The 19,308-nt window shown below is 67.9% G+C and carries 13 protein-coding genes and 1 pseudogene; 12 read left to right on the top strand and 2 right to left on the bottom strand.

Translation table 11 applies throughout. The features are described 5' to 3' along the window. Positions 1-376: 376 nt before the first annotated feature. Positions 377-1,228 (top strand): helix-turn-helix domain-containing protein, encoded by an 852-nt coding sequence (locus ADL12_RS08845; RefSeq protein WP_062700319.1) that lies wholly within the window; start codon positions 377-379, stop codon positions 1,226-1,228. A gap of 11 nt (positions 1,229-1,239) precedes the next feature. Further along, on the top strand, positions 1,240-1,437 hold the full coding sequence (locus tag ADL12_RS08840) for a hypothetical protein (RefSeq protein ID WP_062700317.1): 198 nt from the start codon (positions 1,240-1,242) through the stop codon (positions 1,435-1,437). 363 nt (positions 1,438-1,800) lie between these two features. On the opposite strand, the pseudogene ADL12_RS52520 reads toward ADL12_RS08840, so the two are convergent. Then, positions 1,801-2,115, bottom strand: a pseudogene (locus ADL12_RS52520) (IS3 family transposase); the annotation flags it as partial. 159 nt (positions 2,116-2,274) lie between these two features. On the opposite strand from ADL12_RS52520, the gene ADL12_RS08830 reads away from it, so the two are divergent. The 6 genes from ADL12_RS08830 to ADL12_RS08805 all read left to right on the top strand — a co-directional run bounded on the left by ADL12_RS08830 (position 2,275) and on the right by ADL12_RS08805 (position 14,243). Continuing rightward, positions 2,275-3,282 (top strand): hypothetical protein, encoded by a 1,008-nt coding sequence (locus ADL12_RS08830; protein WP_159053113.1) that lies wholly within the window; start codon positions 2,275-2,277, stop codon positions 3,280-3,282. A 46-nt stretch (positions 3,283-3,328) separates the two neighbouring features. Then, positions 3,329-3,988 (top strand): hypothetical protein, encoded by a 660-nt coding sequence (locus ADL12_RS53815; protein WP_159053112.1) that lies wholly within the window; start codon positions 3,329-3,331, stop codon positions 3,986-3,988. A gap of 651 nt (positions 3,989-4,639) precedes the next feature. Beyond that, positions 4,640-5,911, top strand: coding sequence for a hypothetical protein (locus ADL12_RS08820; RefSeq protein ID WP_159053111.1), 1,272 nt, complete (start codon positions 4,640-4,642; stop codon positions 5,909-5,911). Then, positions 5,902-7,011: a hypothetical protein gene (locus ADL12_RS08815; protein WP_062700309.1), complete on the top strand. Its 1,110-nt coding sequence runs from the start codon at positions 5,902-5,904 to the stop codon at positions 7,009-7,011. Before ADL12_RS08820 ends, ADL12_RS08815 begins: the two co-directional genes overlap by 10 nt. Positions 7,012-7,324: 313 nt before the next feature. After that, positions 7,325-13,546: a DNRLRE domain-containing protein gene (locus tag ADL12_RS08810; RefSeq protein WP_244187824.1), complete on the top strand. Its 6,222-nt coding sequence runs from the start codon at positions 7,325-7,327 to the stop codon at positions 13,544-13,546. A gap of 88 nt (positions 13,547-13,634) precedes the next feature. Continuing rightward, complete coding sequence (locus ADL12_RS08805; RefSeq protein ID WP_159053110.1) at positions 13,635-14,243, top strand: hypothetical protein; 609 nt, start codon at positions 13,635-13,637, stop codon at positions 14,241-14,243. A gap of 41 nt (positions 14,244-14,284) precedes the next feature. Here ADL12_RS08805 and ADL12_RS08800 read toward each other — a convergent pair whose 3' ends face one another. Next, the gene (locus tag ADL12_RS08800) at positions 14,285-14,821 is read right to left on the bottom strand and encodes a hypothetical protein (RefSeq protein ID WP_062700305.1); all 537 of its coding nucleotides are present in this window, start codon (positions 14,819-14,821) and stop codon (positions 14,285-14,287) included. A gap of 179 nt (positions 14,822-15,000) precedes the next feature. On the opposite strand from ADL12_RS08800, the gene ADL12_RS57660 reads away from it, so the two are divergent. The 4 genes from ADL12_RS57660 to ADL12_RS08780 form a co-directional block, all read left to right on the top strand. Next, positions 15,001-15,420 carry a DUF4190 domain-containing protein gene (locus ADL12_RS57660; protein ID WP_062700303.1) on the top strand — a complete coding sequence of 140 codons (420 nt, stop codon included), beginning with the start codon at positions 15,001-15,003 and terminating at the stop codon, positions 15,418-15,420. A gap of 96 nt (positions 15,421-15,516) precedes the next feature. Further along, positions 15,517-15,987 (top strand): hypothetical protein, encoded by a 471-nt coding sequence (locus ADL12_RS53810; protein ID WP_159053109.1) that lies wholly within the window; start codon positions 15,517-15,519, stop codon positions 15,985-15,987. Between the two features lie 297 nt (positions 15,988-16,284). Continuing rightward, the gene (locus tag ADL12_RS08785; RefSeq protein WP_062700299.1) at positions 16,285-18,987 is read left to right on the top strand and encodes a type 1 periplasmic-binding domain-containing protein; all 2,703 of its coding nucleotides are present in this window, start codon (positions 16,285-16,287) and stop codon (positions 18,985-18,987) included. An 84-nt stretch (positions 18,988-19,071) separates the two neighbouring features. After that, on the top strand, positions 19,072-19,308 hold a 237-nt coding region (locus ADL12_RS08780), incomplete at its 3' end, for a hypothetical protein (protein WP_159053108.1).

Below are 19,308 nucleotides of genomic sequence, written 5' to 3'. Positions count from 1 at the left end.
GGGTGTGTGGGCGTATCCGAGGAGTGCGGTGCGGATGGTGTGGCGGGCGATCGAGAGGACTCGGGGGTCGTTGGGGAGCTTGAGGTGGCACTCCCAGGGATGAGGGTCGGGCATGCGGAGTCTCCGTTCCGGGTGGGTGGGGATGGTGAACGGCAGTCGGTGGCTTGTCTCCCTGGCGCGGCCCACCCCTCCCAGGGGAGGAGCGTGCGGGCAGGCTCGCGCGATGCGCTTCCAACTGCTCTGAGTTGCTTACGCGTTACTGAATGTAGAGCGCGGCATGGTTACATTGCCACTCGATCAAAGAAATTGACCCGTCCGTGCTCGGCTGGCGCCCAAAGACGGCAGACTGCACACGACCGCACCCGGAAGGAACGGCATGCCACCGAGGACGACACCGATGGAGCGCCAGAGGCGACTGGGCAGTGAGCTGCGCAAGATGCGGACTGCCGCCGGGATGTCGGCGGACCAGGCCGCCGGGCTGCTCGGACTGGACCGGGCGAAGATCTCCAACATCGAGACGGGCATCCGCACCATCAATCCCGAGCGTCTCCGCACGCTGGCCTGCAATTGCGAGTGCTCGGACCAGTCGTATGTGGAGGCGCTGGTCCAGATGGCGCGCCCGAACGGGCGCGGCTGGTGGGAGCGTTACCGAGGATCGCTGTCTCCGGGCCTCCTGGACATCGCCGAGTTGGAGTCGTACGCCGTGCGCATGCGGACGGCCCACACGGCACACATTCCCGGCCTGTTCCAGACCAGCGACCATGCTCTTGAGCTCTTCCGGGCGGTGCTTCCGCCATTGCCCGAGCACGAAGTCGCCCTGCGTCTGGCGTATCGCGTGGAGCGTCAGCAGGTGTTGGAGGGCGAGGACCCGCCCGAGTACGTCGGAGTGGTTCACGAGGCGGCGCTGCGGATGCAGTTCGGTGGGCCCAAGGTGGCACGCGCGCAGCTGGAACACCTGCTGGCCGTCTCCGAGAGGCCGGCGGTGCGTCTGATGGTCATTCCTTTTGCCGCCGGTACGTTTCCTGGTGCCGGGCAGACGGTCAACTATCTCGAGGGTCCTGTCCCCCAGTTGGACACCGCCCAGGTCGACAGTTCGCACGGGCCGGAATTCCTGGGGGAGGAGGCTCAGTTGGCCAAGTACCGTGCCCACCTGGACTGGATGGAGCGCATCGCCCTGTCGCCGCAGGAGTCGCGCGACTTCATCCGCGGGATCGCCAACGACCTGTAAGGAGAAACTCGATGGATGACAACGCGATCACATGGGAGGAGCCGTTCTGCGGTGAGGGGGCCAGCTGCTTCCGCCTCGGCACCGACCCCGACGGCAATGCCTACATCGCCATAGCCGGCGACGAAGACACCTACCTCACAGACACTCGCGAAGCCCTCCGCACACTCATCCTTGACATCAAGGCAGGGAAGGCGGACCACCTGCTCTGAGGCGTTGCGTTGCCGCCGCCGCTACACGCTGTCGGTGACATCCTCAGCTGTTCGCATCACGAAACTGCGGCTGAAAGGGATGCGGTCCCCCTGGCCGGGGCGCAATCCCTGCCCTTGAGCTATCGGCGGTCTTGTCGATCTGCGGTGCCGCGTGGCCCCATTGGCCCTTGCGATGCCATCCGCATATTGGCGCCGCTTTTCGGCCATCGGCGACGTCGGCGATGAGAGCGGCTGTCACGAATTCGTGACGTTCGGTTGCGACCAACTATGCCCAACTTGCCCACTTGTGCGCTTACTTGCGCGAGCAAAGAGGGTTGGCGAATTGTCGGTAGGGACTGCTGCATGATCGGGTGACAGCAGGTTTTATGCAGCCAGGGCTGCGGGTGGGGTCATGATGGTCTCGTACTCGACGGGGGTCAATCGGCCCGGACGTCTCTGTCGTCGGCGCCGGTGGTAGGTGCGCTCGATCCAGGTGACGATCGCGATCCGCAACTCCTGGTGGGTGGCCCAGACTTCGCGGTCGCGGACGTTCTTTTGCAGCAATGCGAAGAAGCTCTCCATTGCGGCGTTGTCGCCGGCCGCACCGACCCGGCCCATGGAGCCGACCAGGCCGTGTCGGGTGAGGACGGCGGCGACCTTGCGGGAGCGGAATTGCGATCCGCGGTCGGAGTGCACGATGCATCCTCTGCAGCAGTCCCGCTCGCAACGGCCGCTTGACTGCGGAGCAATCGGAGGTGACCGCATCGCGCTGAGTCGGCAGGAGTGGCTGTTCGCTAAGGTGATGCCGGTCTGAGCCGGAGGGATCAACGGGGGGCAGGGATGAGGATCGCACGACGGGTGGCGCTTTTCGCTGCGCTGCCGCTCGCGGTTGTTCTCGCGGTCGGTTATGGCTGGCTTCGGTGGAGCGATACCGGGAAAGGCTGGTGGTACGAGGACAAACTGGCATCGTACTGCGACGGGTTGATTCCCTACGAGGAGTCCGCTGTGTTCACCAGTCTCAACGCGGACGTCGGCCTGTCCCGCGACCTGGAGAATGGGGTGGGTGACAACCGCTTCAATTCGTGCATGGTCGCCGACATGGCCGTGACCGTCGGACTCGTAGCCGACGACGAAGTCAACGACCGGCCAGGCTTCAACATATTCGACATGATGCACTCGGGCTCGTCGGACTACCTTCCCATTGCTCTGGGCGGCGGCTGGCAAGGCTACACAGACCTTCGTAACACCGGCGTCATGCTCCCCTGCGAGAACAAGTCCGCCTCCCTCGTCGTATCCATCAACAGCGATGAGTCGCATGAGAATCCGGCCGAAGCTCGCGCCATGGGGGAACTGGCTGTCGCGACCGCCCGGAAGGCAGCGGACCAGCGGTCGTGTGAGGCTCGGTTCGGGGGACGGATTCCCAAGGTGTCCATGCCGGAAGAGCGCACGTCCCCTGACTCCGTAGCAGGCACCTGCAAGGGCATTCCCCTGCGTGACGCGATGGAAGTCGACTGGGTCCAGGAGACACGGGCCTCGGGCACCGCCCCGCTGGAATCGTGCGTGCTGGGCGAGACCAAGGCATCGGATGCGGACCTGTACCGCTTGGACGCCTGGTTCGGTCCCTACGCTCAGCGAATGCGAACCCCGTCCGACGATCCGGACGGCTGGAACGGCAACGCCGGCACCGAGGACGACACGGCATGGGCGACCGCCTCATGTCCCCGTACCGAAGTAAGAGCGCTCTTCAGCATCGAGGCGACGGAATACGCCCCGCCTACGAAGAGCGTCCTCCTCTCGTCCCTGCGCGCATTCGCCGAACGGTCGGCGGCACGGCATGGGTGTACGGATTTGAAGCTGCCCGGCTGAACTCGGATTACTCAGAAGACTGCCAGAGTATGGAAGGGGCGTCTGCATGGCTGAAAGCAGGGAATCGACCTCGACTCGATATAACGCGAAAGCGCTGCTCTTGAGCCTGACGGCCCTCGGTCTTGCGGGCATCGCCGTTTGGTTCACATACGCGCAATTCCTCACTAAGGGGCTTGAACGGCTACCCGCCAAGATATGTGAAGACACTGTTGAACGGGACATGGTCATCCAGGTGCTGCCATCGGCGCGATCGGCGGAAGAAGGGTCCAAGCGCGGGAATCCTGGGGACGACCAAGTGTTCTCCTGCCATGTCGCCACCAGCGGTGATTCGTCCCTGTTTGGTAGATCCTGGGTCCGGCCCGTCTCCAAAGCTGACTGGCTCGAAAGTTATGGGGGAAGCGGTGGAAACCACCAGGTCATCCGCACGTCTGTAGGCGGCATAGAGGCTCTGGCTCAACTCGATACCGAGCAGGCGGCAGTGTACGTGCCTTGTGTGTCTCCGGCGCTCTCTCCGGACGACGCCTCTCGCGACTATGCGGTCATCACCAGACTGGAGGCCGGTGGAGACCTCAAGGCAACTGGTACGGCACTGCGCCAGACCCTTACGGACATTGCTTACCAACTGGCCAAGCACGCATACAAACTGGCCGAATGCCAAGGCCCCCGCGACTTTCCCGAGGAATTGCCACGCTACGAGGACAGCTGATGACAGACGAGGAGATCGTCAGGCACCTTGACGGACGGGGTCGTGTCGAGCTGCTGCCCAGCCGCCTGGACGCCCCGCGAGAGCGCCGGATCGAGCGGATCACCTATGAGCTCGGTTACCGGTTGCTCGCCACCGAGAACCTTGGCCGCGCCGGTGTCCGACTCCGTTATGAACGCGACGACGCCCCGAATGCTCGCCGCCGGGCCCAACGAACAATCAAAGGCTGCGTGCGGGTGGCCTGCTGCTGCCGGACGTCGAGCCGCCTCCGCCTCCGCCGCCACCCCCCACCCCTCACGCCCCGGCAGCCGTCACCCCGCCCTCGGAGGTCGCTGGAACCTCAGCCGCCTCCACCGCCGGCCCCGCGCGGCCCCGGATCCCGCCCCGGCCGCCTTACCCACCTCCTCCTCCGCCACCGCCTTCCGTTATGCCGGACTCTTCGCCGGAATGACGTTCGAGCACTGGCCTGCGTGGGATTGTTCAGGAACGTGGCCGGGTTGGGTCAATAAGGCTGAAGGCATGACGACACTGCTCCCTTCCGCAGCAGACGCCGCCCGCCGTCTCACCTTGCTTTCTGGCGCACGTCGATATGCTCGTAAGCCCTGATCCACCGGCGGCGACTCAAACCCGCCGGAACTACCGGGGGTTGCCTTCGTGGTCCAGGTGCCACAGCGGTTGCGCAAGCCGCTGTTCATAGTGCTGCCGTTCGTGCTGCTCCTCAGCGGGGCAGTCGGGGTCTTCCGCGACTCCGGTGATTCGGGCGGTGGCGGCCATGCCGCTGCGAACCGGGCGCAGTTGAAGCGTGCCTGCGGCGGGATGCTGCCGTACGCGGAACTCGGCAGCCTCGTACCCGACGAGGTCGAGGGCGAAGTGAGCCAGTACGGCACCGTGCTGGAGCCCGATGAGGAAAGCCGTTCCCTCGTGAACTGTGCCGTGACTTGGCCGGAGTACGGGTCGGTGAAGGTGCGTGCGGTTGCGCTTGTCTCCCCGATGCCGATGACGGTGAAGGTCGAGGACATCGTGCCCGGCCGTGAGACCTACGAGGTGCCCGGGCTCACCGGCAGTGTCGCGGATGAGGATCGTGAGCTGTGGATTGTCGCCGAGTGCGCCGACGGGCTCGACGGCCAGGCACGCAAGGTGTCCGACATGTATGTCACCGCCGATGTCGAACTGCCCTTTCCCGGCAAGGGTGAACAGGCCAGGGAGCAGGCCAAGTACCTCGCCGGCTTCACCACCGCCGTTCAGGTCGCCAACGGGATCACCGCGAGGCAGAACTGCGGTGGCACCCCGTTGGCAAAACCCACGCGGGTCATCGACACCTATGAGGAACACGCCACCTCGGATCCGGACGGCAGTAACTGGAGGACTGTGCGGGTGGACGAGCCAGGCCTGGGCGTGAAGAAGTGCCGTGGGCTCGGCAAACGCGCGGGCTTCCCGGGTAATTGGGCCGCCAGTGGTGACCTGCAGGACTCCCGGCTGCTGAGCGTGTGCACGGCGACCGCCGTAGACCCCGACGAGCCGACGGAGATCGATCCGTGGCTGGACAACGATGCGGTCGTCCATGTCACTGCTGCGAGTTGGGCCGGTCCGCTGAGCCGATCCGCCCTCGACCAGTACGACGACACGGGTGACGGCTTCGACTTCCGTGGCGGGCGGCGTACGAAGGTCATCCCGGAGGGCGAGCCGAGCGAGCTCGCCCTGTGGGCCAGGTCGACGTGCGCCGAAGGCGGCGCCTACCACCGTGTCACCGTGGTCAGCAAGGACTCCGACCTCGGCGAGCGCACGCTCACCGAAGCAGAACGGACCGGGTATTCCCGGAACGTCCGCGAGCTCATGGACAGCTATCTCACCGACCCCGACGGCTGGCCCCGACAGCAGCGGTGCCATGGCACCGAGATCCTCGGAGAGGTGGAGGGATGGCGGTGAGGCGGATCATCCTCTGGGCGGTAACCGCCTTGGCAGTTACGACCGTTGCCGTGCTCGCCTATCTGGACGTACACGGAGACTTCCAGCGCTGGGAGGATGAGTCGGCGCTCGACGGCGCCTGCAACGGCCTCCTCGATCGGAACGTGGTGCGCGATGTCCTCGGTCCGGGAGCGGTCGAGGTCAGGAACGAAGAGCGGGCTGATTCGGGCCTGGTGAGCTGCATGGTGAACGTCGACGGCGGCGGAACCGCTGAGGTCGATATCCTCGATACCGCCTACGCCGAACTGGGCTGGAACCCTCTCTACCAAGGCCCGCCCGGATCGAAGCAGCTCCCGGTACCGGTCGGCCATGGATGGGCGGGGCTCTTTGGGGCGGACGAGAATTTCCGGATCGGCTCCTTCAGCGCGGACGAGGACGAGTACGTGACCGTGACCCTGCTCCTCCAGTGCGCCGAGGACAGGCGTGTGAAGGGCCTGTCCGTCACCGTCGAGACCACGCTCGACAAGACACCGGACAACCCGGCGAACAGGCCCGAGTACGCCAGGATTGCCACATCCACCGCGACGAAAGTGTCCAAGATCCGGCACTGCGGCGCCGAGCTCGGAAGGCCCGTACGCAGTCTCGACCTGCCGGTGAACGAGGACGCGTACGAACCGCTGGGCACGGCGGAAGGAACGTGCTCCGGCATTCCCACCGCACGGGGCGTGTCAATCGCCACCGAAACCGACCGAGCGAGCGCCCCGTACGAGGTCTGCCGACTGTCTGACGCGGACGTCAGCACCCGTTACGTACTCGAAGCCGAGTTCGGTCCCTACGCGCAAAAGGCGTTCGCCAACTACCAGGAGTACGGCCGGGAGGACACCCCCTCGCCCGACATCCCCGCACACCAGCGCGATGGCGACGGCAATGTCAGCTGGGCGACGGCCAAGTGCTCCGACGGCCGTGCCCTGTTCACTCTGCATGTCGCCGACGAGCGGGACGACGGCACTGGCAGGAACACCGCGAGCAATCCGGGTTTCGCTTACGAACGAGCCGCGCTCAAGGCTTTTGCCGAGCGGTCGGCGAAAGCCCACGGCTGTTCTGTTCCCGTGGCGCCTTGACGATGCTTCGCCACAAGGTCGTAGCCGGCCCGCTCGACCCGGTGATCACGGTTGACCGGCCGACTGCTGACCCTGCCGCAGTGATGTTGATCACTGCGGAATCTCGGCCGGGTAGGCGCCCCTTGTGATCATCTGTCGTATTTAACTGGTCTTTACGCGCGGTATTTTCACATCGGCGTCACAGCTGTGGCGCCTCTGACACAAAGTGAATGACCGGAGAATCTGGATGATTCGCATGCCTGCGTCGCCAAGACGCAGACGTTCCTGGTCTGGGGGGAACACCCGCTGGATAGCGGGAGGCCTTTCTCTGACCTTGGCCGTGACACTGCTCGAGGGCGCGTACTCAGCGGCTGCGCTCGCCGCCCCGTCACAGGCCCCCAACGCCTCCAGCGCCCCCGGCGCACCGAAGAAGGCCACGGCCACGCAGGCGGCGGACATTCCGTCCGCCCGTGTGGCCGCTCGTCTGTCCGGCAAGCGCGTCGAGGCGCTCTCCGAGCGTACGGAGACCTCCACGACCTGGGCGAACAAGGATGGTTCGCTCACCACCGAACTCACCGCCGGCCCCGTCCGTTTCAAGGACGATGCCACGGGCGACTGGCGGACCGTCGACCTCGACCTGGTCCGGGCGGCCGACGGGGCGATCGAACCCAAGGCACACCCGGGCGGGCTGCGCCTGGCCGGCAAGTCCGGTACCCCGGCGAAGTCCCTGAAGGCCGCGCGTACCGCGAAGGCCACTGACCTGGTGACGCTCGGGGAGGGCGACCAGCAGATCACCCTGCGGTGGAAGGGTGGTCTGCCGAAGCCGACGCTCGACGGGACGCGGGCGGAGTACGTCAACGCCGTTCCCGGCGCGGATGTGGTCGTGGAGGCCACGCGCACCGGGTTCGAGCAGTTCGTCGAGATCAAGCAGCGCCCTGGCGCGAGCCGCGGCTACTCGTACACCCTGCCGTTGAAGGCCAAGGGGCTGAAGGCCAAGCAACTGGCCGACGGCAGCGTGCTGTTCACCGACAAGAAGAACAAGAAGCGGGCTGTCATGCCCGCGCCGGTGATGTGGGACTCCACCGTCGACAAGCGGTCCGGGGAGCACACCCACAAGGCCAAGGTGGGCCTCAAGGTCGTGAAGAAGGGCTCCTCCTTCGACCTGGTCGTCACCCCGGACGCGGACTTCCTCGCCGACCCGGACACGAAGTATCCGGTCACCGTCGACCCGTCCACGTCCTCGCTGTCCAATGTCTTCGACACCTACGTCCAGCAGGGCGAGACCGTCGACTGGTCCACCGACACCGAACTCGACCTGGGCAACCCGGGTACCAAGAACGCGGACGGCACCGCGCGGACGGCGCGGTCCTTCATCTCCTGGAACACCACGCCGATCCAGGACGCCCTGGTGTCCAGCGCGAAGCTGTCCCTGTGGAACTTCCACTCCGGCAACACCGACTGCGCCGCCTACCCGTGGCAGGTGTGGTCCACCGGCGCGGCCTCGACCGCCTCGCGCTGGACCTCGCAGCCGACGTGGACGGCGAGCAAGGCCACCTCCACCGAGACCACCGGTAACTCGGGGTGCTCCACGCAGCCGGACGGCTGGATCAACGCCGATGTGTCGACGCTGGTGCAGGAGTGGGCGTCGGCCAAGGCCACCCGCGGCCACATGGGCCTGCGCGCCTCCAGCGAGACCGTGGTGGCCCAGTGGAAGCGCGTCAACTCCGCGAACGCCGCCACCAACCCGCCGAAGCTGGTCGTCAACTACAACTACCGGCCGCGCACCGGCACCAAGCAGGAAGCCGGCCCGCCGTACTTCTCCTACAGCGGCGCCTACACGGTGAACACCACCACGCCGACGCTGCGGGACACCTTCGTCGACGCCGACGGTGACAAGGTCAACGGCACCTTCCAGATCTACGACAACGCCACCAACACCCAGGTCGGCGACGTCATCGTCTCCAAGTACGTGCCCTCGGGGCAGGTCGCCTCGGTGACCGTCCCGTCCGGGCTGCTGGCCGACGGCAAGACGTACAAGTTCCGTACGTCCCCGTACGACGGGTCGCACTACAACACCGGCTGGTCGGCGTGGAAGACCTTCACCGTCGACACCACCGCCCCCTCCGCCCCGTCGAAGGTCGTCTCCACGGACTACCCGTCGACCGCCTGGGTCAAGGGCGCCGGCCAGGCCGGCACCTTCACCGTCACCCCGCCCGCCTCCGGCCACAACTGGCTTGAGTGGTCGCTGGACGGCGTGACCTGGACCAAGGTCGCCACCGGCGGTTCCAGCGCGGACAAGGCCGTCTCCGTCACCCCGCCGCACGACGGCACCCACACGCTCCAGGTGCGGGCCGTGGACAAGGCGGACAACAAGTCCGAGGCGATCGAGTACGTCTTCCACGCCGGCCCCGGCGGATTCGTACAGCCCTCCGACGGCGAGCGCACCGCGCGCCGGCTGCCGCTGGTCGCCGAGGCCGACGCGAGCAAGTACGACAGCGTCTCCTTCTCCTGGCGCCGCTCCGAGGCCGATGACTGGACGAAGATCCCGGCCGGTGACGTCACGTCCGGCGGCACCGCTCTGACCGCCTGGCCGGTAGCGCTGAGCGGCGGCAAGAACGCGACGCTGGTGTGGACCGCCACCAACACCGTCGACCCCGACGGCAGCGCCGAGATCAAGGCCGACTTCACCGGGCCGAACAGCGCCTCGGGCAGCACCGAGCCGCTGACCGTCGTAGTCGACCGCAATGCCCAGGGAGCCGCCCCGACACGGGTGGGCCCCGGGGCACTGAACCTCCTCACGGGCGACTTCACGCTCAACGAGCTGGAGGCGTCGTACTTCGACCTGTCGGTCTCGCGCACCGCCTCCTCCCGTGAGCCCGACGCGAACGCCGAGGCGGACAGCCAGGTCGCGATCTTCGGCAAGGAGTGGTCCGCGGGCACCTCCGCCGAGACCACCGGCTCGGACTACGCCTACGTTCGCAAGGTCTCCGACACCGCCCTCGACGTGGTGTCGAACAACAACGACGTCGTGCACTTCACCGCGAACGCGGCCAAGACGGCCTGGGTCGCCGAGCCCGGCGCGCAGAAGCTGACCCTCACCGGCAGCCTGACCGGCGACCTCACGCTCACCGACACCGACGGCACGGCCACGGTGTTCAGCAAGCTGGACAGCGCCCTGCCCGTGTGGAACGTGTCGTCGACCGAGCTGGACGGCAAGAGCGGCTCCACCACGACGATCACCTCGGAGACGGTCACCGTCGGCGGGACCAAGCTGGCCCGGCCCAAGCGGGTCGTCGCCCAGACCTCCGCCGTCGCCCCGGCCACCTGCGCCGCCACCCCGGCGACCAAGGGATGCCGGGTGATGGAGTTCGTCTACGCCACGGCCACCACCGCCACCCTGGACTCCTTCGGCGACTACACCGGCCGGGTCAAGGAGATCCGCTTCTGGTCCACCGAGCCCGGCGCCTCCGCCGCGACGTCCAAGGCGGTCCAGACGTACGCCTACGACCCCACCGGACGGCTGCGGCAGACGTGGAACCCGCAGGTCTCACCCGCGCTGAAGACGTCGTACGACTACGACACCGCGGGCCGCGTCATCAAGTACAGCGCGGCCGGCGACCTGCCGTGGACCTTCACCTACGGCAAGGCCGGCTCCAGCAGCGCGGCCGGTGAGGGCATGCTCCTCAAGGCGTCGCGTCCCGCGCTCAAGCAGGGCACGGCCGACGTCGTCGAAGGGGACGCCGTCACCAGCATCGTCTACGACGTCCCGCTGACCGGGACCAAGGCCCCGTACGCGCTGGGGGCGAGCGAGGTGAAGGCGTGGGGCCAGACCGACGCCCCGACCGACGCCACAGCCGTGTTCCCGGCCGACTCGGTACCCGCCTCGAACACCGGGGCCGACCTGGCCGCCGGTGACTACCGGCGCGCGTCCATCCAGTACCTCGGCGTGTCCGGCTCGGCGGTCAACTCGGTGTCGCCCGGCGGTCACATCGGCACCATGGAGAACGACCGCTTCGGCAACACGGTCCGCGAACTGAGCGCGGGCAACCGCTCCCTGGCGCTGGGCCTCACCGCCGACGACCGGGCGGCCCAGGCCGAGCTCGGCATCGCCGGACTCACCGCCGCCGAACGCGCGGAGCTGCTGTCCACGCGCCGGGTCTACGACGCCGACGGCAGCCGCAAGCTGGAGGAGTTCGGGCCCCTGCACCGGCTCGATCTCACCGCCGACCTCAAGTCCGGCACCACCACCCTGGTGTCCGCGGGCACCTCCGTCATCGGCCGCTCCTGGGCCGTCCACGCCTACGACGAGGGCCGCCCGACCGACGGCACCGCCACCGTCAAGGACCAGATCACGCGCACGACCACCGGCGTGGAGGTGCGGGAACACCCCACGGTCCAGGGCGAGAAGCGCGTGACGCAGACCGTCTACGACTGGGTGAGAGGCCTGCCGGTCAAGAGCGTGCAGGACCCGGACGGACTGGCCCTGACGACGACCACCGAGTACGACAGCCAGGGCCACGTCCGCAAGGAGATACCGCCGGGAGCGACCGGCACGGACGCAGCGACCCGGGTGACCACCTACTGGTCCGCCACCGGCACCGGCGCCTGTGCGGGCCGCCCGGAGTGGGCCGATCTGCTCTGCTCCACCGGCCCGGCCGGCGCGATCACCGGCGGGGGGTCCAACCCCACGCAGCTCGTGACGTCCACCGTGGAGTACGACTGGTGGGGCAACTCCGAGAAGGCGGTCGAGACCGCGGGCAGCGTGACCCGGACCACCACTACGACCCATGACGGCGCCGGACGCCCCGTCAAGTCCACGGTCACCGGTGGACTGGGCGCGGCCCTGCCGGAGATCACGACGGAGTACGACCCGGACAGCGGGCGCCCCGTCAAGACCGTGTCCACCACCGGCGGCACCATCATGCGTGCCTTCGACAAGCTGGGCCGGCAGATCTCGTACACCGACGCCGACGGCGGCGTCAGCACGATGCAGTTCGACAAGCTGGACCGCCCGGTCAAGGTGACCGACTCCGTCCCCTCGACCACCACCTTCACCTACGACGACAGCACCGAACCCCGAGGTCTCGCGACCTCCGTCACGGACTCCGTCGCCGGTGTGTTCCGCACGTCCTACGATGCCGACGGCTCGGTGGTCCGCGAGACCCTGCCCGGCGGCTACACCCTCAACCAGGAGAAGGACCCGACCGGCACCGCCGTCGCCCGCGTCTACACCAGGGACAGCGACGCAGCCGTCGTCTACTCCAACCGCGCCACGGAGTCGGCACACGGCCAGGTGACCACCAACGCGGGCTGGTCCGACCAGTCCTACACCTACGACGCGGCCGGCCGGCTGACCTCGGTCGACGACACCGCGGACACGCTCTGCACCCGTCGCGCCTACGGGTTCGACAAGCGCAGCAACCGCACCACCCTGACCACCGCCGTCTCGGCGCCCGGACAGGACTGCACCAGCACGGGAGGAACGACCCAGACCACCACCTACGACAGCGCCGACCGGATCGCCGACTCCGGCTGGGTGTACGACACGCTCGGCCGCACCACGTCCGCCCCCGGGCACGGCACCATCGCCTACTACGCCAACAACCTGGCCCAGCGCCAGACTTCGGGCGGCAGCCGGCAGACCTGGCAGCTCGACGCCAACCTGCGGTTCCGGTCCTGGACGGTGGAACAGGGCAGCGGCACGTCCTGGACGCAGACGGCGTCCAAGGTCAACCACTACGACAGTGACGACGACACCCCTCGCTGGATCGTCGAGGACACCACCACCGGGGCCGTCACCCGCAACATCCAGTCCGTCACCGGGGGACTGGCGGCGACCACCGGCAAGGCGGGCGACACCGTTCTGCACCTCACCGACCTGCACGGCGATGTGAGCCTCCAGCTTCCGCTGGACACCACCAAGGCTCCGGTGGCGCTGGACAACGACGAATACGGCAACCCCCGGGCAGGCCAGGCCGCGACCCGGTACGGCTGGCTCGGTGAGAAGCAGCGCTCGGCGGAGACCCTGACCGGCCTCACGCTGATGGGCGTACGCCTCTACGACCCCACCCGGGGACGTTTCCTGCAGCCCGACCCGGTGCCGGGCGGTTCCGCCAACGCGTACGACTACTCCAACGCGGACCCGTGCAACGCCACCGACACCGACGGCATGAGCCCGAAGTGCGGCAAGCGCCGGATCAAGAACGGCTACGGCATGCGCATCATCGTCCAGCGGCGCGGCGGCGGTATCGCGAAGAACGGCTACCGCTACATGGGCTACTACATCAACGTCCAGATCATGGGATTCGCCAACCGCTACCTGGTGTTCACCAACGCCACGTACGCGGAGACGCACGGTGTGCCCCCGGGCAAGCGCGGCAAGATGCGCAAGCTGCAGGCCAAGGCCACCTGGAAGAACCCCGTCAAGATCGGATGGGCCGTCCACTACAACATCCAGGTCAAACCGGGTACGAGGATCTGGACCTACGGTGCGGTCATGGTCTCGGGCTGGAACGGATATGTAGCCGACATGTCCTACTCCTGCATGGCCAAGTAATCCCTGACCGCGGTGCGGTGCGCCCAGCTGAGCGCACCGCACCGCGGCTCCGTAATCGCGCCCCCACGAGGAAGCAAGGCAAGGCACCATGAGAGAGCCATTGGCCGACATCGCCGCAACCGCCCTCCGGCTGGGGCGCCCCACCACGTCCGGACCGGTCGACGTCGCCGACGTCTGGATCAACGGCGACATCGGATTCGTACTCCTCCTGCACCGCAGGCACGACGGCCTGCCGGCGGAAGAGCTGTACTACTCCCTGCGAGCCGAGGACGGCACCTGGGAACGACCGGACCATCTCAGCGGCGGCTTGATCGGCCTGGAGGTGTCGGACCGCTCCGCCGTGGCGGAAGCGCTGGCCGGGGCCCCGATGGCCGTAGTCACCGAATCCGAGTCACTCGTCCACACAGGGCGCGGCCGGAGCGGCGACCGGGACGAAGAGGAAGACGAAGGCGAACTCGTCCATTTCTGGGAACTCCTGGTGACCGAGGAGGCCGACCTCCTCGAGATCGAGCACATGCCCCAGGACCACCCCGCCCAGACCCCGCCCCCCTCCCTCAGGCGCGAGGTGACGGGCCGCCCGTTGATGCTCGTCGCCCTGCTGCCGGGCGAGCGGGTGCGCGTGCACGCGATGCGACGAGAAGGCACATCCCTCATCCGCCTCGACGGCGCGCTGGACCTGCACAGCCCGGGGGAGTGATGGTGTCGCGCCGGTTGCCGGGGGCCAGCTCCCGGTCTTCGTCAGTCTTCGTCCGACGCGGACAGAGCTTCGGTGATCATGCGGGTGGCGAAGTCGGGGTCGTCGGTGAGGCGGTTGATGTGCTCCGCGAGTAGGAAGGCGGTGGCTTCCAGGGGGGTCATCTCGTCCTCGGTCCAGTAACCGTACTGTTTGCGCCACAGGTTGGGGCTCAGGCCGGTGCCTGCGGCGACGAGCAGGCCGGCCATGGTGGGAATGACCTCGGGGCGGACACTCTTGGGCATCATGCGCATCGTGGCCACGAGGTTGGGCACCACGTACTCGATGACGTCCTTGTCGTGGTCCTCGTAGGCCATCCGCAGCCACTGCATGAACATATAGATGAGCGTGCACGCGCCGTCCAGCAGGTCATCGATCCCTCCGGGGCCCAGGGATGCGGCGAACTGATCAGTCAGCGCCTGTTGGTCGGGGTCGGTTTCGGTCTTGCCGTCGTAGACGGCTTTGAGCCGAGAGTCGATCATCATGAGCGCTGCGCTCACATCGCCGGCGGGAGCGTGCTGGGGGTCGCAGGGCGATGACACAGGATTCCTCCTCATACGACCGCTGTGGGCGGCGCGGTGCGTCCGTACATTAGCCCGCTGATGAGGCAGGGGTCTGGCGAATCCCGGTGAAGGGCCTCTGAAGGGCCAGGCACGTCGGGACCCCTCCCGGCCGCAGCATGTCAACGTGCCGTGACGCCCGCGCCACAAGGAGGCCCATCATGCCTACGCCATCGGAGCCGGATCCGTCTCTGAACGTCCCGAACCCGAACCCGAACCCGAACCCGAACCCGAACCCGAACCCGTCCCTGTCCAAGCCGGACGCCCCGGTGCCGCCGACGCCGCCGCAGCAGCAAGCGCCGACGCACGCCGGCTGGCCCGCCTACCCCCCGTACTACTACGCACCACCCCGTCGCACCAACGGGTTGGCCATCGCGTCCATGGTGCTGGGCATCGTGTGGATCTACTGGATCGGTAGCATCCTCGCGCTGATCTTCGGCTACGTGGCCCGCAACCAGATCAGGGAACGCGACGAAAGCGGTGGGGGTATGGCCACCGCCGGAATCGTGCTCGGCTGGGTGGGTGTCGGGGTGTTGGCCGCCCTGTTCGTTGCCGCCTTCATGTCGTACATGACGTCCTGAACGGCGGCGGTGAGGGCGGCCAGTCAGCCGGGACCCCTCCCGAACCCCGCTGCCTACTCTCCGCCCATGACAGCTCCACGCAGATGGATCTTCACGATGGCCGCCGCGCTGATGCTGGCAGGCTGTTCGAGTTCCCCGGACGCCACGCCGGCGGCAGCGCCACCGCCACCGGCATCGGCCCCGGCCTCGTCGAGCACGCCGACCGCACGGCCGACCGCCACAGCAACCTCAACCTCGGCGTTCTGCCTCGATCTGTCGACCTTCCAGGTTGGCGTCGTCGCCTTCCGGGGCGACGTAGGCGCGGCGATCGAGGGGCAGCCGCTGGACTTCAAAGAGCTGCGGAGGAAGGCCGCCTTGATCGCCGACATCGGTGCGGAGATGCAGCCGAGTGCGCCGCCTGACATCGCCGAGGAGTTCCGTACGGTGCTCAAAGCGATCGAGACCTCGGCGAGCAGATTGAAGACCGGCGCGAAGGCGCGCGATGTCGTGGATCCCGTGTATGGCGAGCAGAACCGTTCCGCCTTCGACGCGGTGGACACCTACGACTGTGGCGCTGCGGACGGGTGAGGTGACCGGGATGCCGATCCGATCGGCTGTCCGCGCACGATCCGGGCGGGAGGGGCGCATATGGAGGGCACAGGGGGCGCACGTGAAGAGTGTTGAAGCGCTTCCGGCGACCCATTGTGACCCTGTCACACCACAGCTAACCTTCAACTCCCTTTTCTCGGCCTCCCTCTCTCAACTTCGTTCGCAACAGGCTGAGTTGGCCAGGGGGCAGTGACGTCTCGTGGCTTGGGTCGATCAGGTTGATCAGTTTGATCAGGGTGAACAGGTTGAACAGGGTGAACCAGGGGGGAGTTCCGCATGACCGCACCTCTTGACGGCCCCAGATTCCCGAACGACCAGGCCATTGAGTTCGTACGGGAGTTCCGGGTCACCGTTGCCCCTGAGTACGAGAACCGGGCGAAGCTGGAGACCAGTCCGCCGCTGTTCCTCCTGCGCGTGCCGCAGGCGTCGTATCGGAGTGGGGTGGACCGTGTCGTCGCCCCCCTGGCCGGGGCGCTGCGGCAGCGGGTGCCGTTCGCTCATCTGCCGGCCGGGACCAGGGCGGAAGCCGACTCCAGGCTGCTGTCCGTCGGCGCCGGGACGCAGCTGTACCGCAGTGCTCCGCAGCACATGACCCCGGACCGCTTCCCGCACTTCCACGTCATGTGCGACCTGGTCGAGTACATCAGGTCGCACCCGGAGGAGTGGGCGACGAATGCGAACCAGGAAGCGGAGCTGCGGACCCACGCCAGTGAGCGACGGGCCCATCGCGGCGGTCCGTTGGCCTTCACCAGGATGGACGGACCGGCTCTCGACGGGCTCGCCGGCTTCCTGGCCAACCTGAGCTGGCTGTCGTTCGTTCAGCTGCTGCCGCGATGGCTGTGGGCCCGTCGTGTCTCCCGCAAGGTGATGCGGGGCTGGCTCGGCGCGGAACAGGTGGCCCAGGGCAGCAACAACCTCTTCCGGCTGATGGACCGGGTGGCCGCCGAGCGGTCCGTGCAGCTCATGGACGACGCGGCCCATGAGGAGGCGCTCCAGGAGTTCGACTGGCTCGTCCTGCGCGCCCTGCTGGAAGACCTGCGCCGACCCGCGATCGGGCGGATCCTGCCCGGCCGGCGCCGTAGAACCGGCCGCCCGGTCCTGTTCGTGGAGCTGCCGCCGGCAGGAGTGCCGGGTGCCCGCGCCGCCGAGCGTTTCCTGCGCTCCCTGCGCCGGGCCCAGGCCACCGCCCGGCCGCCGGGCCCGCTCGTCGTCGCCGTGGGCGTGCCCTCCGACGACCTGCTGCGGGACCTGGGCAATCCGGTCGAGAGCACGTTCCCGGAAGCGAGCGTGCGCCTCGCCGACAACGGCTCCGCCGACGAACCCCCGGTCCTGGTCGCCATCTCCGAAGGCGCCCTGGCGGCGCGCGGCGTGCCCGTCCTGCCCGTCGGGCCGAGAACGTTCAGGTTCAGCCGGTACGTCCCGACCTCGATCGTGAGCGGGGTGACCACGCTCGCCCTGCTCGCAGCAGGACTCCTGCTGCCGGGCGTGATCCCCCCGCCGCGCGACTGCCTCGGCGGCACCGGGTCCGTGGCGGAGTCCGCCCCCAAGGAGCCGATACCGGTGGAGGCCGCCGCCTGGTACGAGGCGGCCGTGAAGACCATCGACGAACAGAACGCGCGCGTCGACCAGTACGCCGACCGGGGCCGCACCGTACGGACCGTCGTCGCCTTCGTGTCCGACCCGCCGAAGACCGACGACGAGACGCGCTTCGACGGGACGATCCCGGAGCTGCGCGGCATTGCGATGTGGCAGGAGAGGCTGAACCGTGAGGCCGCCGCCAACAACTCCCTGATACCCCTGCGCGTGGACGTACGCGAGGCCGGAGTCGCCTTCCGTGACGCCGAGAGCGAGGCGAAGAAGCTCGTCGCGGAGATGGCGGACGAGGCGGACGAGGCGGACGAGGCGGACGAGCAGAGCGTCCCGGCGCACGACCGGGTCGTCGGCGTGTTGGGCTTCGCGCAGAGCCGGAAGGAGACCCAGGCCGCCCTCCGGGTCCTCGGCGAGGCGGGCATCCCCTCGATCGGCACCACCGCGACCGCCGACGAGATGCTCTCCGGCCCCGCCACACGGACCTACTGGCCGTCCACACCGTTCAACTCGCGCGAGGCAACGATCGAGGCGGACTTCGCGTACACGGAGAACATCGTGGCCGAGCCCGGCGCGGAGGACCGCTGCACCCCGGCCGGACACGCCATCGTGATCGAAAGCTCCGCCGACCTGTACAGCCACAGCCTCGCCGGCCGGTTCGTCAGCGAGTTCAACGGCACGCACCAGGCGTTCGACTTCAACCAGGACGGCGACTTCGGCCCCGCAGCACTGAGCGGTGCCGTCAGCCAGCCCGACGCCGATCAACTGGCACAGGCGCTGTGCGACGCGCTGGAGGACAAACCGGACTCGGTCGTGTACTGGTCGGCACGGGCCAAGGACTTCACCGCGTTCATCAACTCCATGGACACCGCCGGGACGTGCACCGCGCGTGACGTGACGGTGCTCGGCGGCAACGAGCTGACCAACGTGGCGCAGACCGGCGCCTTCGCCAACAAGAACTGGCTGCGCCTGTACTACTCCGCGCACCGGCTGCCCGCCGACGATCCGGACGCGAGTGACCGGACCCGCCAGTTCGTGGCCCAGTACGACGCCTATGTGAAGGCCACCACCGAAGGCACGGATCCCTGGCGGCAGGACGGCCACTCCGCGGTCTCGTACGACGCCTTCCACGTCCTGTCGCAGGCGGTGCGCCAGGCCGGGCTGCGCGACCCGGACATCGACCGCGAGTCCGTGCTGCTGGTTCTCGGCACCGGCATCGCCTTCAACGGAGCCACCGGATACGTCTCCTACGACGGAGCCAACGCCCCACCGCACGACAAGACCCTCGTCCTGCTGCGCCAGTCGGGGAACCATCCGGAGGCCGTCCTCGCCTGCGGCGCCTACCGCCAGGACCAGTCGAGCGAGGCACAAGGGCCGCCCTGCGCGGGCTGATCGGCTGCCACAGCGCCACTCTGCCGGCCGGATTGCCGCCCGCCTGGCGGGCACCGTTCGTGGCGGCGTCGCGCCGGGCTGCTCATGGCCGTCCTCTGTGCGGTACTGCTCACGGCGTGCGGCGGCGGAGACGGCTCCGAGACGGCGAAGTCTCCTGACCTTGCCGACCAGGACCGCTTCCTGCGGGACTACGTAGGGTTCCTCAACGCCTCGGACCAGGACGGGCTGGCCCGGCTGCTCGACGCCCACCCCCAGGGTTCGCGGGACGCCCGCGCCCGGATCAAGGCGTACGGTGCACAGGACTGGGACGTCCGGTGGACC

The organism is Streptomyces regalis, assembly GCF_001509475.1.
In the GTDB taxonomy this organism is placed as follows: Bacteria; Actinomycetota; Actinomycetes; order Streptomycetales; family Streptomycetaceae; genus Streptomyces; species Streptomyces regalis.
The sequence above is the reverse complement of the archived record's forward strand: the minus strand, read 5'-3'. Positions and strand labels throughout refer to the sequence as shown.